A 15,914-nucleotide genomic window follows, 5' to 3' on the forward strand; every position below is an offset into this window, starting at 1 on the left:
AGCCGAGGTCAATAACAAAGCAATAATGGGAGAACAGAATGAACTGGAAGACCACTGCGACAGCCGTAGGGCTGGCGCTGCTCGCCTCGTCGGGCCTTGCCCATGCCGAGGGCGCGCTCAACATCTATAACTGGGGCAACTACATCAGCCCCGACATGATCAAGAAGTTCGAGAAACAATACAACGTCAAGGTCACGGTCACCGACTACGATTCCAACGATACCGCGCTCGCCAAGGTGCGCCAGGGCGGCACCGGCTTCGACATCGCCATTCCGTCGCAGACCTTTATCCCGATCTGGATCAAGGAAGGTCTCATCCAGGAGACCGATCCCGGCAAGATGGAGAACTTCAAGAACGTGGCGCCGGAATGGGCGAATCCCGATTTCGACCCCGGCCGCAAATACACCGTGCCATGGGCCTGGGGTACGATCGGCGTGGTCGTCAACACCGATGCCTACAAGGGGCCGGCAAACAGCTGGGGCATCATCTTCGACACGCCAGACGAGCTCAAGGGCAAGGTCAATGTCGTTCCCGAAATGAACGACGTGATCTTCGCCGCCATCAAATATGCGGGTGGCCAGCAGTGCACCGAGGACAAGGCAGTGCTGAAGAAGGTGCGCGACATGCTGGTCGCAGCCAAGCCGAACTGGATCGCGATGGAATACAACACCATCGAGAAGATGGGCGCCGGCGACTTCAAGGCGACCAGCGACTGGAACGGCTCGGCTCTACGCCAGCGGCTGGCCAATCCGGCCATCCACTACAACTATCCGAAGGAGGGTTATGGCCTCTGGAGCGATAACGTCGTGGTGCTCAAGGAAGCCAAGAACGTCGAGAACGCCAAGCTGTTCCAGAACTTCATGATGGACCCGGAAAACGCCGCGCTGAACTCGGCCTTCCACCGCTATGCCAACGGCATCGCCGGTTCGGAGAAGTTCATGCCCGCCGACATGAAGGATGCGCCGGAGGTGAACATCCCTGCCGACGTGAAGTCGCTCGGCGAGTTGCAGCGTCTGTGCTCGCCGGAAATTCAGGAGATCTACAGCAAGATCTGGACCGAGCTGCAGAAGTAAGCAGCTTCAAACCCCGCCAGAGCAATTCCAGGAAAAGCGCGTAGCGGTTTTCCGTCCGGAATTGCGTAAAAACAAAGAGTTAGAGCGTTTCCGTTAAAAAACGGAAACGCTCTAGCACGAAGCCGGGACCGACAAACGGTCCCGGCCGTCACAAGCTTTTTGCCTGAAGAAGGCAGAAACATCGCAGATTGGAAGAAGGAGCCCTTGTCATGAACTCGAGATTGTTTGCCGCGACGGCGGCGCTGGCGCTGCTTGCAGCGACGGGCCTGGCCCGCGCGGAAGGCGCGCTCAACATTTACAACTGGGGCAACTACACCAACCCGGACGTGATCAAGAAGTTCGAGGAAAAGTACAAGGTCAAGGTCACCATTACGGACTACGATTCCAATGACACGGCTTTGGCCAAGGTGCGTCAGGGCGGCTCCGGTTTCGACATCGTGGTGCCCTCGCAGACGCATCTGCCGATCTGGATCCAGGAAGGCCTGCTGCTCGAGACCAATCCAGGTGGCATGGACAATTTCAAGAACATCGCGCCGGAATGGGCCAATCCCGACTTCGACCCCGGCCGCAAATACTCGGTGCCATGGGCCTGGGGCACGGTCGGCGTCGTCGTCAACACGGATGTCTACAAGGGCGACATCAACACCTGGGATATCGTCTTTAAGACGCCCGACGAGCTGAAGGGCAAGGTCAACGTCGTTCCCGAGATGAAGGACGTGATGACGGCCGCCATCCGCTATGTCGGCGGCGAGCAGTGCACGGCCGACAAGGAAGTGCTGAAAAAGGTGCGCGACCTGCTGACGGCTGCCAAGCCGAACTGGATCGCCATGGAATATGGCGCTGTCGACAAGATGGGTGCTGGCGACTTCAAGGCCTCGTCCACCTGGAACGGCGCCGGTCTGCGCATCCGCCTGGCGCATCCCGAGGTTCACTACGGCTATCCGAAGGAAGGCTTCACCTACTGGTCCGACAATGTCGTGGTCCTGAAGGACGCGAAGAATGCCGAGAACGCCAAGCTGTTCCAGAACTTCATCATGGATCCAGAAGTCGCTGCCGGGCTTTCCGCTTTCCACCGCTACGCCAATGGGGTCGCCGGTTCGGAAAAGTTCATGCCGGCCGAGATGCGCGATGCGCCGGAGATCGTCGTTCCGGCCGAGGCCAAGCCGCATGGCACCATGGCGCTGATGTGTTCGGAAGAAGCGGACACGCTCTACAAGAAGATCTGGACCGAGCTGCGTAAGTAGCAAGTCGTCTTGTCGTCCGGCGGCAATGGCTGCCGGACGGCCTACCCGATGCTGGCGAACCGTCGTCGGTTGCGCCAGACATCGTTTCAAGAATTCAGAAAATGTCGCAGGAGGCGCTCCCATGCAGCCCTACCGCAACAGTGATCCGCGCCCGCCGATCATGCAAGGCTCGCCGCCGGCCCTAGTGCCGCCCCGGCTCGATTGGGACAGGGCACCCTGGAACCGCTGGGCCTTCCAGAACATGCGCCAGATCGTGCCAACCGTGGAGGTCTGGCGCGGTGCTGGCCCGGTAAACGAATTGCCGCGCGCCGAGATCGATCTGGATGCACTGTCGGTGACCGACAGCGTTGGCCGCCCCTCGACGCTCGCCGGCCTGCTCGATGAAACCTTTACCGACGGCTTCCTGGTGCTGAAAGACGGCGCGGTGGTCTATGAGCGCTATTTCAACGGCATGACGCCGCGCTCGCTGCATCTATCCCAGTCGATGGCCAAGTCGGTCACGGCGGCGGTCTGTGGAATCCTTGTCGGTCGTGGCCTGATCGATCCGGCAAAGCCGGTAACGACCTATCTTCCCGAACTTGCGGTGACTGGCTGGGCGGGCGCGAGCGTCCAGCATGTGCTCGACATGACGACCGGCGTGACGTTTTCGGAGGCCTATACCGATCGCTATTCCGACATCGGCCAGGTTGACGTTGCTTCCGGCTGGAAACCGGTGCCACCGGGCAGCGATCCTTCCTTCCCGTGGCCGGCACATGTGTGGGAACTCATCCTGCGGCTCAAGCAGACCACGCGGCCGCATGGTGCTGCCTTCGAATATCGGTCGATCGAGACGGATGTGCTGGCCTTCATCATGGAGCGCGTGACCGGACGCAGGCTGGCCGACCTTGTTTCGCAAGAGCTGTGGCAGAAGCTTGGCGCGGAGGAAAGTGCGTGCTTCACCGTGGACAGCGCCGGCTACGCACTGGCCGATGGTGGCTTCAACGCCACGCTCCGTGACTATGCACGGTTCGGCCAGATGATCCTCGACAATGGTGCGGGCATCGTGCCTGCCGATTGGATCGAGGCGACGAGGGTTGGTGTGCATGGCTCGCAGTTCTCGGAAAGCCTGCCGGAAGGCAGCTATCGAAACCAGTTCTGGATCCAGGATCCGCGTTCGCGTGCACTGATGTGCCGGGGTGTCTTCGGCCAGCTCATCCATGTGGATTGGAACAGCCGGATGGTGACGGTGAAGCTGTCGTCCTTTCCGGATTTCTCGAACACGCCTTATGCGGTGGCGACGCTGAAGGCGATCGCGGCCATCGCGACAGAGCTGGGCTCCGTCGCCGAATAGATCAATCGATGTAGAGCGCGGGTACCCAAGCCTCCTGCGCTGCGCACTATCCAGGAAGGACAAGACGTGACCAGCCCAACCCAATTCGAGGAGAAATTCGGCTTCCGCCGCGGTGACGTGACTTTGGTGAACTGGCGCACGGCGCCGTTCAATCGCTGGTCGTTCCAGAATGTCGGGGAGCTGGTGCCAAGCGCGCGCATCGGCGCCTCAGCGGGTGCTTCTGAAACAACTGGAGCCGATTTCAGCGGCTTGCTCGGCGAAACGGTTTCGCTTTCCAGTGGAACCGAGACGATTGCGGCATTTCTCGATCGCTCCAGCGCCGATGCACTGGCCGTCATGAAAGGTGGCAGGTTTGTCGGCGACTGGTTCGCGCCGCATATGCCGTCTGGCAACCGTCACATCGCCTTTTCGATCAGCAAGTCGTTGACGGCGATCCTCGCCGGCATTCTGGAAGGCGAGGGACGGTTTGATCCGGAAGCGCCGATCACGGCCTACGTTCCGGGAGCAACCGGTTCGGCCTATGGCGATGCGACGGTGCGCCACGTGCTCGATATGACGGTGAGCCTCGATTTCGAGGAAGCCTATCTCGATCCTGAGAGCGCGTTTGCGCGTTATCGCCGCGCGACGCTGTGGAATCCGGGCGGCGGCGACGAAGGGCTGGAAGAGTTCCTGCTGTCGCTCAAGCGCAGGCCCGAGCCGCATGGCGAAGTGTTCCGCTACCGCTCGCCGAATTCCGACCTGCTCGGTATTCTGGTCGAGCGCGCTTCCGGCAAGCGTGTGCCGGAGCTGTTCAGCGAAAAACTATGGGCGCCGCTCGGTGCCTGTGGCGAAGGTGCCATCACGGTCGACCGTGCCGGCACCGCGCGCGCCGCCGGTGGCGTCTCACTGACGCCGCGTGACCTTGCCCGCGTCGGCGAGATGATGCGCCAGGGTGGCGTGGCCAATGGCCGGCAAGTGGTGCCGGAAGCCTGGGTTCGAGACACGACGACCGCAGGCAGTCTCGAGGCCTGGAAGCGAGGCGACTTTGCGCATCTGTTTGCAGAAGGGCGCTACCGCAACAAATGGTATCAGAGCGGCAAGGGTTCCTATTGCGGCATCGGCATTCATGGCCAGTGGCTGTTCGTCGATCCGGCAAGCGAGGTGGTCATCGTCAAGATGTCGTCGCAGCCGACGCCGGTCGATGATCCGCTCGACCACGATAATGTCGATTTCTTCGAAGCGCTCGCAAAGATGGTGTGACGCAGCTTCTCAGCTGTCGGTTGCCTGGCGATCTATCTTTCGGCCCGAAGCATGCCGTCGAGGATGCGGAGCAGTTCTCCCACGCGTCCTCCACCGGCTGGTGGCGAAGGATAGTGGCACAGAACCTCGATGACTGCCGGGCTCGCATGCTTGGCGGTGCGTTCGAGATGGCGGATTGCAACATCCGCTGCATCTCCCTCCGCAAGCTCGGCTGCGTGGCCACCATGCGCGGCCGCGCCAAGAATGTGCCTGACCTGAGTGGAGCGGGCCAGCGGATGCAGGTAAGGCGCCGAGGAGGCGCACATGGCAGCCCGTGCGGCCTGGTTCGCGGCCGCGTCTTCGCATTCCTGTGCTGCCTTGAGGGCAGCCCAGGACGCATCGCGCAGCGCTTTGCCGCGCTTGTCTCCCCGAGCAAATGCCCAGGCGGCGTCGATGGCTTTGCGCGGGCGGGTATCCAACGGATGCAATGTTTCGAATATCTTCAGTACAGCCGCGGCGTTTTCGGCGGCAAAAGCCGTGACTTCGCGCAGATCGTCCATACTCAGGATGATCTCGTCCGTCATCGCTCGGTTGCCCCGCTGTCCGTTTGCGGCAGTTTGGTGAGCAGCCAGCTGCGGAAACTGGCGACCGGCGGGTAGAGCCGCTTTTCGTTGGGCACCACTAGATAGTAGGCGCTGCGGCTCTGCATCGCGCGGCCGGGCGCTGGCACCAACTGGCTGCGCTGCAACTCGCCGGTGATCAGGAACAGCGGCAGCAGCGCGATGCCGAGGCCGGCGATGCAGGCCTGGGCTGCCGTCGAGAACTGCTCGAACTGCATGCCGGGCCCGGTGGGCGCGGCGAGCCCCTGATGCTCGAACCACTCAGCCCAACCGCCGGGGCGCGAGGCCATGTGCAGCAGCGGCAGCCGGCCAAGATCGCGCGGTTCAGCCACCGCGTTTGCCCTCAGGAACTCGGGCGCTGCGACCGGCGCCACCTCCTCACGCATCAGAAGGGTCGACGTTGCGCCCGGCCAATCGGGCTGACCGACGTGAATGGCGGCATCCAGTCGCTCGCGGGCAAAGTCGAAACGGCCGATGCGGGTGGCGAAGTTGATGGTGATGTCCGGGTTCTGCTCGACAAATTCCGGGATCAGCGGCATCAGCCATCGCGTGCCGAAAGTGGGCAAAATGGCGAGGTTCAACACCCCGCCATGCCGATTGCTCATCAATCCAAGTGCTGCTTCGCGAAGCTGGCCAAGTGCGGCGCGCACCGTTTCGGCATAGATCTCGCCTTCAGGCGAGAGTTGGACATTGCGGCTGTCGCGTTCGATCAGCCGCTTGCCGAACTGGTCCTCCAACAGCTTGATCTGCCTGCTGATGGCGCCCTGGGTCAACGCCAGTTCCTGTGCTGCCGCGGTGAAGGAACCGAGCCGCGCCACAGCCTCGAATGCGGCCAGCGCTCCGGTGGTCGGCAAAAGGCGGCGTTGCACACTCATGATCCATTACTAATCGTCATTGATCTCCGAGGCAATTTCATTTGCTTTTTTCCGGACAGGGGCCGATAAGCCCGGCATTCTGTGCCTTCTGGCCGCGCTTTCTGGGAGAAATATGCATGGCTGCCGAAAAGAACGCCTTCGTCTGGGACGATCCGTTGCTCATCGAGGACCAGCTTTCAGAAGACGAACGCATGATCCGCGACGGTGCTGCGGCGTTTGCCGCCGACAAGCTCGCGCCGCGCATCGAAGACGCCTACATGGAAGAAAAGACCGATCCGGCGATCTTCCGCGAGATGGGCGAGGCCGGCCTGCTCGGCATCACCGTGCCGGAAGAGTATGGCGGGCTTGGCGCCAACTATGTCACCTACGGTCTCGTCGCCCGCGAAGTCGAGCGGATCGACAGCGGCTATCGTTCGATGATGAGCGTGCAGTCATCGCTGGTCATGTATCCGATCCACGCCTACGGTTCGGAGGAGCAGCGCAAGAAGTATCTGCCGAAGCTCGCTTCCGGCGAATGGATCGGCTGCTTCGGCCTGACCGAGCCGGACGCCGGTTCCGATCCGGGCGGCATGAAGACCCGCGCCGAAAAGACGGCAAACGGCTATCGCATCTCCGGTTCGAAGATGTGGATTTCCAACGCGCCGATCGCCGACGTGTTCGTGGTCTGGGCAAAGTCGGCTGCGCACGACAACCAGATCCGTGGTTTCGTGCTGGAAAAGGGTATGAAGGGCCTGTCGGCTCCGAAGATCGGCGGCAAGCTTTCGCTGCGCGCCTCGATCACGGGCGAGATCGTCATGGAGGGCGTCGAGGTCGGCGAAGATGCGCTGCTGCCCAACGTCTCCGGTCTCAAGGGTCCATTCGGCTGCTTGAACCGTGCCCGTTACGGCATTTCCTGGGGCGCCATGGGTGCCGCGGAAGACTGCTGGCATCGTGCCCGCCAGTATGGCCTCGACCGCAAGCAGTTCGGCAAGCCGCTGGCTGGCATGCAGCTCTATCAGAAGAAGCTCGCCGACATGCAGACCGACATCGCGCTCGGTCTGCAGGGCTCGCTGCGCGTCGGCCGGCTGATGGACGAGGGCAAGATGGCGCCGGAGATGATCTCCATCGTCAAGCGCAACAATTGCGGCAAGGCGCTCGACATCGCCCGCATGGCGCGGGATATGCACGGCGGTAACGGCATCCAGATCGGCTACCATGTCATGCGCCACGCGCAGAACCTCGAGACGGTCAACACCTATGAGGGCGCGCACGACGTGCACGCGCTGATCCTCGGCCGGGCTCAGACCGGCCTGCAGGCTTTCTTCTGAGATGTGCTCCGCCTTCTCCCCGTCGCGGGGAGAAGGCATCCAGCGCCGTGATGCTCAGACGATGGCAATCGGGCGTTTGTCGTTGCTGCTGAGAAATGCGGCGTCGATCAATTTCTGCATGTTGGTGGCACGGCGAAACGACGGGTCGCCGTTGACGCCGGAAAGCAGCGCGTCAACGAAGCGGCGTGCATTGCGCCTGATCTGAGGCGACTCGAGATCGCGCCAGGCGACAGTGTCGATATCCTCGCCGAAACAACCCTTCAGCGACGAAGTCCTGCCGTTGGTCTCTACCCAGAGCGCGCCCTTCGTGCCGTGCAGCTTCAATTCGAGATCGTTCAGGTGGCCGGTCGCATAACGCGTGGCGACGATGGTGGCCAGCGCACCGGACTGGAAGCGCGCGGTCATCGCCACGCTGTCATTGGCATCCAGTCGATACTTGTCGATCTGGTCGCCCGGAGCCTTGGGGAAGGTGACCAGTTCGGCGTTGAGGCTGGCGATGTCGTCGGCGGCGCCATAGGTCGCGAAATCGAGAATGTGGATGCCGACATCGCCGAGCACGCCGGTCGAGCCGTGTTCGGTCGACAGCCGCCAGAGCCATTGATCGGCCGTGCGCCAGTCGCCCCAGGCTTTGCCGACCAGCCAGCTTTGCCGGTAGCTTGCCTCGACATGGCGCAGTTCGCCGAGTTCACCGGCCTCCACCATCTGTCGGGCGCGTTGCAGGGCTGGCGAGTTGCGATAGGTCAGATTGACCATGTTGATCAGGCCGGCGCGTTCGGCGGCCTCGGTCATCTCCAGCGCATCGGCATGGTTGGGTGCCAGCGGCTTTTCGCAGAACACGTGCTTGCCGGCGGCAAGCAGCGTGAGCGTCGTTTCCCGGTGCACGCCATCCGGCGTGGCATTGATGGCCGCATCGAATTCGCCCCAGGCGAGCGCCTCTTCCAGGCCGTCGAAGGCGTGGGGGATACCGTTCTTTTCCGCATAGGCCGCTGCCCGGCCCGGCAATGCATCGGCGCAGGCAACGATGCGGCATTCGGGCACTTTGCCGAATTCCTCCATATGCTGGCCGGCGATGCCGCCGGTGCCGAGAAGCAGCAGCCGGCGCATCAACGCAGGCCCTCGTCGCCATCCTTGTGCAGCTTGGGTCCCTTCTCGACCAGCGGCTCCTTGGCAGCCGATACCGGCACGTTCGGCGCGTCCGTGATCGTTGCCCAGGCCGGCGCCGGGTTATGCGCCCAATGCACGGCATTGCGCAGCACGGTGTGCACGTCGGGATGGTGGTAGGTTGGGTAGGTCTCATGGCCTGGACGGAAATAGAAGATACGGCCAGCGCCACGCTGATAGGTGAGGCCTGAACGGAACACCTCGCCACCCTCGAACCAGGAGACGAAAACCGTCTCCATCGGTTCCGGCACGGTGAAGGGCTCGCCGTACATTTCCTCGTTCGGCAGCTCGATGCATTCGCCCAGCCCCTTGGCGATGGGATGGTTGCGGTTGACCACCCAGATGCGCTCACGTTCGCCGGCCTCGCGCCATTTCAAGGAGCAGGGTGTGCCCATGAGCCGCTTGAAGATCTTGGAGAAATGGCCGGAGTGCAGGACGATCAGCCCCATGCCTTCCCAGACCCGTTGCTGCACGCGTTCGACGATGGCGTCCTCGACCTTGCCGTGGGCGGCATGGCCCCACCAGACGAGCACGTCGGTCTTTGCCAGGCGCTCTTCGGTCAGCCCGTGTTCGGGATCCTGAAGGACAACGGTTTCGGCCGCGATGTCCTTGTCCTGGTTGAGGGCCGCCGCAATGGTGCCGTGCATGCCGAGCGGATAGATATCCGCAACGACGGCACTTTCCTGTTCATGCACGTTCTCGCCCCACACCAGTGCTCTGATCGGCATGCCGCATCTCCCACGATCGAATTGATTGGATCGGTTCAATTACAGCATGAGCGACGGGGACCGCAAGAGACAATCGTGCAGGAGAATGGCCGGCCCTGTCGGGCCGGCTGAACGCCGGTTAAGCGAGGAATTTGGCGATGATGGCATCGCCCATGGCGGTTGTCCCGACTTCCGTCTTGCCTTCGGACATGACGTCCTTCGTGCGCAGGCCATCGTCCAGCACGGCGGCGATGGCCGCCTCGAGGCGGTCGGCCTCGGCCACCATGTTGAAGGAATAGCGCAGGCACATGGCGAAAGAAGCGATCATGGCGATGGGGTTGGCGATACCCTTGCCCGCGATATCAGGCGCGGAGCCATGCACCGGCTCGTAGAGCGCCTTGCGTTTGCCGGTCTTGGCATCCGGCGCACCGAGCGAGGCCGACGGGAGCATGCCGAGCGAGCCGGTCAGCATGGCAGCGACATCCGACAGCATGTCGCCGAACAGGTTGTCGGTCACGATGACGTCGAACTGCTTGGGCCAGCGCACCAACTGCATGCCGCCGGCATCCGCCAGCATGTGGTCGAGCTTGACGTCGGCGTATTTCGCCTTGTGGGTCGCGCTGACGACCTCGTTCCACAGAACGCCTGATTTCATGACGTTGCGCTTTTCCATCGACGTCACGTGGTTCTTGCGGGTGCGGGCGAGCTCGAAGGCGACGCCGGAGATGCGTTCGATTTCGAAGGTATCGTAGACCTGCGTGTCGATGCCGCGCTTCTGGCCGTTGCCGAGGTCGATGATCTGCTTGGGCTCGCCGAAATAGACGCCGCCGGTCAGTTCGCGGACGATCAGGATGTCGAGACCCTCGACGACTTCCTGCTTGAGCGAGGAAGAGGCGGCGAGCGCCGGATAGCAGATCGCCGGGCGCAGATTGGCGAACAGCTCCATGTCCTTGCGCAAGCGCAGCAAACCGGCTTCCGGGCGCACCTCGTAAGGCACGCTATCCCACTTCGGGCCGCCGACGGCGCCGAACAGCACCGCGTCCGCGGCAAGTGCCTTGCCCATATCCTCTTCCGAGATCGCTTGGCCGTGCGCATCGTAGGCGCAACCGCCCACCAGGCCCTCGTCGATCGCAAAGCCTGCTCCCTTCTCGTTCATCGCCGCGATCAGTTTCTTGACCTCGGCCATGGCCTCTGGGCCGATGCCGTCGCCGGCGAGCAGGAGAAGTTTTTTCGTTGCCATCTGAAGGACCTTCCACGGGTTCGGAGAATTGCAGCCTTGCTAACGGCAAGGCCGTTGTGGTGCAAGCCCGTTGGCATTGTCTGCACGCCAGGAGTGGCGGCTCAGGTTCCGATCGATTGGTGCTGCCGACGAGCTAGTCGTGCTGGAGGATGTTGATCAGCTTGCCGAAAGGGTCGCGCACGAAGAAACGGCGCACGCCCCAGGGTTCGTCGGCCGGGCCATATTCGATGGCGAAGCCGGCTTTCTTCATGCCGGTAAGCACGGCGTCGACGTCGTCCACCTCGATGGAAAGATCGGGCACCGGGGTATCGGCACCGCCCTGTTCGGCGAAGGAAACCTGCACCGTCATGCGCTCGCCATTGCCGTAGGTGGCGATCCAGCCGTGATCCATCAGGATATCGAGGCCGAGCACGTCGGCATAGAAACGCCTGGCGGCCGAGACATCGGCCGTGGCGACATTGGCGACGATGCGCTTGACCGTCACAGGCCCGTTGCTCCGCGTCGCAGTGCGGTGACCTCGATCTCGATCTTCATTTCCGGCTTGTTGAGTTGGCAGATGATCATGGTCGCGGCCGGGCGGATATCGCCGAAATATTCGCCGAGGATAGGGAAGACCTTGTCCACGTCGTTCTGGTCGGTGAGGTAGTAGTGCGCGCGCACGACATCGGCCAGTTCGAAGCCACCTTCCTTCAGCGCCTTGGCAATGGTCTCCATGCAGTTGCGGGCCTGCGCCTCGACGGTGTCCGGCATGGTCATCGTGGCATAGTCATAGCCAGTGGTGCCGGCGACGAAGCACCAGTCGCCTTGCACGACGGCGCGCGAATAGCCCGCCGTCTTTTCGAAAGGCGAGCCCGTCGAAATCAGTCTGCGCATCGATAGTCCTCCCGATGGACGCTATTGCGGTTGCTGAAGTGCCTTCTTCAAGGCGTCCTTGATCTCGTCCGGCCATTCCTTCAGCGCCGGCCAGGCATTCGGTTCAGGCTTGTCGGTTTGCTGGGCGAAATAGAGCGCCTTGTTCTTGACGTCGACTGCCATGAAGCCGTTGCTGCCGCCGCAGGCATGTGGCACGCAGCCGGTTGCGTAGAACGCGCCGGAGGATGTCTTTTCCGTACCGCCTCCAACCAGGAGGCTGGTCGCGACATTGCCCATCTGGTCGCCGAGCAGCTTTTCGGCGGCCTCATAAACGGCCTCATTGTGGAAGGCGTCGATGATGTTCTGGTATTTCGACGGGTCGATGTCGGTCCAGCCGGTGTTGGGTTGGGGCTTGTAGGTCAGCCGGCCAGCGATCTGCAGGCCGTCCTGCGGTGACCACTGCAAAGCGTCGTTGGAGTCACCGGGCATGAGATAAGGCACGAAATAGATGGCGTTTTCGGCGACGGCCGTCGGTGGGGCGCCGCATTCGTCCTGTTCGACCCGCACGCTTTGGAGCGTGGCGCTGCCTTCTGGTTTCCAGGCGATTATAGTCGCGGGGCCGCACTGGTTGCCGCCCGATCCGACATTGAACAGTGCGACATCTATGCCAGCCACTTTCACGATCTGGTCGAGGCCAACGTAGTAGTCCCGGGCAATTTCCTTGCCATCATAAGCCAGGATCTTGTCCATCTCTGGTTGCTCGGTGATGGTGAAGGTGCCGCCAGCGAAAGGGACTGGTGCCGGCTTCTCGTCGCCATCGGTGGTTGCAGGCGCGCTGCTGTCGGAAGATGTTGCGGCAGGAGCATCCTGCGGGGCAGGAGCCTGTTCCTGCGCAAGGGCAGTTCCGGCCAAACCGACCGAAAGAATGCCTGCCGTCAGAAGGCGTGAAAACGGTCCCATTGCGGCTCTCCCTTTGTCACGGCAACATCGTTGCCGTAGCTGCCTAGGGCTGGTCAACCGTGGTCCTGCCTAGGCTAAAGGCCCCGACGAAGTCAGCCGGGGCGCCGTTCCGGTTATGGCCTCAGGCCCAGGGGCGCTGCTCGGCGTTGCGCTTTTCGAAGCTGGCAATGGCGCCGGACTTTTCCATGGTCAAGCCGATGTCGTCGAGGCCATTGAGCAGGCAGTGGCGCTTGAAGTCGTCGAGGTCGAAGGTGACGACGCCGCCATCCGGGCCGCGGATTTCCTTGGCTTCAAGGTCGACCGAGAGGGTGGCGTTGGCACCGCGCTCGGCGTCGTCCATCAGCTTGTCGAGGTCTTCCTGGCTGACAGTGATCGGCAGGATGCCGTTCTTGAAGCAGTTGTTGTAGAAAATGTCGGCGAAAGAGGTCGAGATCACGCAGCGGATACCGAAATCGAGCAGTGCCCAGGGCGCGTGCTCGCGGCTGGAGCCACAGCCGAAATTGTCGCCGGCGACCAGGATCTGCGCCTTGCGATAGGCCGGCTTGTTCAAAACGAAATCCGGGTTCTCGGAGCCATCCTCATTGAAACGCATCTCGGCAAAGAGCCCCTTGCCAAGTCCGGTGCGCTTGATCGTCTTGAGATAATCCTTGGGGATGATCATGTCGGTATCGACATTGACGATCGGCAGGGGAGCGGCGACGCCGGTGAGCTTGGTGAACTTGTCCATGGCTTTTGCCCATCTTGGGAGTTTGCTGGCACCGCTTTACACAAGGCGACGGGCAAATGAAAGGCGACAGTTGCCCGCATCGTTGAGGCCAGCCAAGGCTTGATGAGCGAAAATGCATGTTGGATCCTGTTGTGGACAACACTTGACCTCAGGCGGCTAGCAACGTTCTAGATCATTTATGGCGAGCGGGAATCAGCAGCAGCGATCGGAGCATGCCGGGCAGGCGCACAGCCTGCTCGAACATTATCAGCCGATCGATGGTGTCGTCGATGAGATGGTTGATGCCTCGGGCGATCCGCGGCCGCTTTGGAAGTCGTTTATCGCTGCGCTGCAGGCGCTCGGTCCGGAAAAGCTGGCGCAGCGCTTTGCCAGAGCGGATCAATACCTGCGCGATGCTGGCGTCTATTACCGGGTCTACGACAAGGCAGGCGCCAATGAGCGCGCGTGGCCGCTGGCGCATGTGCCTTTGCTGATCGACGACAAGGAGTGGTCGACAATCAGCGCTGGTCTGATCCAACGCGCCGACCTGTTTGAGCAGATCGCGGCAGACATTTACGGACCGAACCGGCTTGTCGCGAACGGCTTGCTGCCGCCCGGCCTCGTCGCGAGCAGCCCGGAATATCTGCGCCCATTGGCAGGAACGATACCTGCCGGTGGCCATTTCCTGCATTTCTGCGCCTTTGAACTTGGCCGAGGGCCGGATGGGCGCTGGTGGGTGCTGGGTGACCGCATGCAGGCTCCGTCAGGTGCCGGTTTCGCATTGGAAAACCGTGTTGCCACCACGCGTGCGCTTTCCGAACTTTACGGCGAACTGCATGTGCATCGCCTTGCCGGATTTTTCCGCCGCTTCCGCGATGCCTTGAATTCCGCGGCAGCGGCCTCGCGAGGTCGCGTCGCCATCCTGACGCCCGGTCCGCTCAACGAGACCTACTACGAACACGCCTATATTGCCCGCTATCTCGGCATCATGCTTCTCGAAGGCGAGGACCTCGTCGTCTCCAAGGGGCGGCTGATGGTGCGCACGGTGGCCGGCCTGGTACCGATCTCGGTGCTGTGGCGGCGCCTCGACGCGGCCTTCGCCGATCCGCTGGAATTGCGAACCGATTCACAGATCGGCACGCCAGGGCTGGTCGAAGCGGTGCGCCAAGGTGCGCTCACATCAGTGAACGGTCTTGGTTCGGGATTTCTCGAAACGCGCGCGCTGCTCGCGTTTCTGCCGCGCATCAGCCAGGAATTAGGCAAGGAAGATCTGTTGCTGCCCGCCGTTGCAACCTGGTGGTGTGGACAGGAGGCCGAGCGCCAGCATGTGTTGGCCAATCTCGACCAGATGGTGATCGGACCGGCGCTCTCGACGCGTCTGGCCTTCGAGGATGACGGCGCCAGCGTGCTGGGGTCGTCTCTGTCCGCGGAGGCGCGGGCGGATCTGGTCGCGCGCATCGAGACCGATGGCAGCGCGTTCGTGGGGCAGGAAGCGGTGACGCTTTCGACCACGCCGGTCTACGTCGACGGGCGGCTGGAGCCGCGACCGGCCAGCCTGCGTGTCTATCTGGCGCGGACCCAAAACGGCTGGACCGTGATGCCCGGCGGCTTCGCACGCGTCGGCTTCTCGCTCGATCCAACGGCGATCGCCATGCAGCGGGGCGGCCAGGCGGCCGACGTCTGGGTGGTCAGTGACAAACCGGTGGAACGCGAGACGCTGTTCCCGCGCGATAGCGAGGGTTTCGACCGCACCATGCCCGGCAGCCTGCCGAGCCGTGCCGCGGAAAACCTGATGTGGCTCGGCCGCTATATCGAGCGCGCCGAAGACACCGCCCGCATCCTGCGTGCCTACCACGTTCGGTTGGCCGAAACCTCGGATGCGGCGATGCCGCTGCTCGGCGAACTGCGTGCGTATCTCGATCCGCTCGGCATCGATCTCGCCGATCCGATACCGCACGGCCTGCTCGATATGATGGACAGCGCCGTCTATAGCGCCGGTCAGGTGCGCGACCGGTTCTCGCCGGATGGCTGGCTGGCGCTCAAAGATCTGTCGAAGACGCTGCATCTGTTCGAGACGACGGTCTCGCGTGGCGACGATGCCACACGCGCCATGACGGTGATCCTGCGCAAACTGGCCGGCTTTTCCGGTCTGTTGCATGAAAACATGTACCGCTTCACTGGCTGGCGTTTCCTGGAGATCGGGCGGCGGCTGGAACGCGGCATCCAGACGGCGCGGATGCTGGCACGGTTGACCCACCCGGACGCGCCGGAAGGCGCGCTCGACATGATGCTGGAGATCGGCGACAGCGTCATGACCCATCGCAGGCAATATCCGGTCCAGGCGGGGCGCAGCACCGTTGTCGATCTCCTGGTGCTCGACCCACTCAACCCGCGTTCGATCTTTTTCCAGCTCGAGCGGCTGAAGATGGAGATAGGACTGCTGCCGGGCAGGAATGGCAGCGGGCACCTGTCGCCAGCGGCCAAGGATATCCTCAAGCTCAACACAGCGCTTGCGGTCAAGGAACCGTCGGACATGACAGCCGCAGCACTCAACATGCTGGCGGATGAAATCGGCGGGCTCTACGGCAGCCTCGCCAAAGCCTATTTCGGCTGAGGCGCCT

At 62.4% G+C, this 15,914-nt stretch carries 15 protein-coding genes; 6 read left to right on the plus strand and 9 right to left on the minus strand.

Going from position 1 to position 15,914, the window contains the following annotated elements:
• Nucleotides 1–38: 38 nt before the first annotated feature.
• The 4 genes from ACFWXH_RS29875 to ACFWXH_RS29890 all read left to right on the plus strand — a co-directional run bounded on the left by ACFWXH_RS29875 (nucleotide 39) and on the right by ACFWXH_RS29890 (nucleotide 4,886).
• Nucleotides 39–1,073 carry an extracellular solute-binding protein gene (locus ACFWXH_RS29875; protein ID WP_054308495.1) on the plus strand — a complete coding sequence of 345 codons (1,035 nt, stop codon included), beginning with the start codon at nucleotides 39–41 and terminating at the stop codon, nucleotides 1,071–1,073.
• A 209-nt stretch (nucleotides 1,074–1,282) separates the two neighbouring features.
• A complete protein-coding gene (locus ACFWXH_RS29880; protein WP_379125057.1) occupies nucleotides 1,283–2,317 on the plus strand; it encodes an extracellular solute-binding protein in 1,035 nt (344 codons plus the stop codon).
• 121 nt (nucleotides 2,318–2,438) lie between these two features.
• Nucleotides 2,439–3,647, plus strand: a complete 1,209-nt coding sequence (locus ACFWXH_RS29885) for a serine hydrolase domain-containing protein (RefSeq protein WP_379125058.1) — start codon at nucleotides 2,439–2,441, stop codon at nucleotides 3,645–3,647.
• Between the two features lie 66 nt (nucleotides 3,648–3,713).
• Nucleotides 3,714–4,886 carry a serine hydrolase domain-containing protein gene (locus tag ACFWXH_RS29890; protein WP_379125059.1) on the plus strand — a complete coding sequence of 391 codons (1,173 nt, stop codon included), beginning with the start codon at nucleotides 3,714–3,716 and terminating at the stop codon, nucleotides 4,884–4,886.
• A gap of 32 nt (nucleotides 4,887–4,918) precedes the next feature.
• Here ACFWXH_RS29890 and ACFWXH_RS29895 read toward each other — a convergent pair whose 3' ends face one another.
• The gene (locus ACFWXH_RS29895; protein WP_379125060.1) at nucleotides 4,919–5,449 is read right to left on the minus strand and encodes a putative immunity protein; all 531 of its coding nucleotides are present in this window, start codon (nucleotides 5,447–5,449) and stop codon (nucleotides 4,919–4,921) included.
• On the minus strand, nucleotides 5,446–6,360 hold the full coding sequence (locus tag ACFWXH_RS29900) for a LysR family transcriptional regulator (RefSeq protein ID WP_379125061.1): 915 nt from the start codon (nucleotides 6,358–6,360) through the stop codon (nucleotides 5,446–5,448). Before ACFWXH_RS29900 ends, ACFWXH_RS29895 begins: the two co-directional genes overlap by 4 nt.
• A 116-nt stretch (nucleotides 6,361–6,476) precedes the next feature.
• On the opposite strand from ACFWXH_RS29900, the gene ACFWXH_RS29905 reads away from it, so the two are divergent.
• Complete coding sequence (locus ACFWXH_RS29905; protein WP_379125062.1) at nucleotides 6,477–7,667, plus strand: acyl-CoA dehydrogenase; 1,191 nt, start codon at nucleotides 6,477–6,479, stop codon at nucleotides 7,665–7,667.
• Nucleotides 7,668–7,721: 54 nt separating this feature from the next.
• Here the strand turns inward: ACFWXH_RS29905 and ACFWXH_RS29910 are convergent, their stop codons facing one another.
• From ACFWXH_RS29910 to leuD, 7 genes are all read right to left on the minus strand, one after another.
• Nucleotides 7,722–8,771 carry a Gfo/Idh/MocA family protein gene (locus ACFWXH_RS29910; RefSeq protein WP_379125063.1) on the minus strand — a complete coding sequence of 350 codons (1,050 nt, stop codon included), beginning with the start codon at nucleotides 8,769–8,771 and terminating at the stop codon, nucleotides 7,722–7,724.
• Nucleotides 8,771–9,556, minus strand: coding sequence for a ThuA domain-containing protein (locus ACFWXH_RS29915; protein ID WP_379125064.1), 786 nt, complete (start codon nucleotides 9,554–9,556; stop codon nucleotides 8,771–8,773). Before ACFWXH_RS29915 ends, ACFWXH_RS29910 begins: the two co-directional genes overlap by 1 nt.
• 118 nt (nucleotides 9,557–9,674) lie before the next feature.
• Nucleotides 9,675–10,775, minus strand: a complete 1,101-nt coding sequence (gene leuB, locus ACFWXH_RS29920) for a 3-isopropylmalate dehydrogenase (protein ID WP_379125065.1) — start codon at nucleotides 10,773–10,775, stop codon at nucleotides 9,675–9,677.
• Between the two features lie 133 nt (nucleotides 10,776–10,908).
• The gene (locus ACFWXH_RS29925) at nucleotides 10,909–11,259 is read right to left on the minus strand and encodes a VOC family protein (protein WP_379125066.1); all 351 of its coding nucleotides are present in this window, start codon (nucleotides 11,257–11,259) and stop codon (nucleotides 10,909–10,911) included.
• A complete protein-coding gene (locus tag ACFWXH_RS29930) occupies nucleotides 11,256–11,648 on the minus strand; it encodes a RidA family protein (protein ID WP_054308505.1) in 393 nt (130 codons plus the stop codon). The genes ACFWXH_RS29925 and ACFWXH_RS29930 overlap by 4 nt, the downstream gene beginning before the upstream one ends.
• A gap of 21 nt (nucleotides 11,649–11,669) precedes the next feature.
• On the minus strand, nucleotides 11,670–12,587 hold the full coding sequence (locus ACFWXH_RS29935) for a hypothetical protein (protein WP_379125067.1): 918 nt from the start codon (nucleotides 12,585–12,587) through the stop codon (nucleotides 11,670–11,672).
• Between the two features lie 121 nt (nucleotides 12,588–12,708).
• The gene (gene leuD, locus ACFWXH_RS29940) at nucleotides 12,709–13,314 is read right to left on the minus strand and encodes a 3-isopropylmalate dehydratase small subunit (RefSeq protein WP_054308507.1); all 606 of its coding nucleotides are present in this window, start codon (nucleotides 13,312–13,314) and stop codon (nucleotides 12,709–12,711) included.
• A gap of 178 nt (nucleotides 13,315–13,492) precedes the next feature.
• Here leuD and ACFWXH_RS29945 point away from each other — a divergent pair, with 178 nt between their 5' ends.
• Nucleotides 13,493–15,907 carry a circularly permuted type 2 ATP-grasp protein gene (locus ACFWXH_RS29945; RefSeq protein ID WP_379125068.1) on the plus strand — a complete coding sequence of 805 codons (2,415 nt, stop codon included), beginning with the start codon at nucleotides 13,493–13,495 and terminating at the stop codon, nucleotides 15,905–15,907.
• The last annotated feature ends 7 nt before the right edge of the window (nucleotides 15,908–15,914 follow it).

It is taken from the genome of Mesorhizobium sp. NPDC059054, assembly GCF_042739215.1.
Taxonomy (GTDB): Bacteria; Pseudomonadota; Alphaproteobacteria; order Rhizobiales; family Rhizobiaceae; genus Mesorhizobium.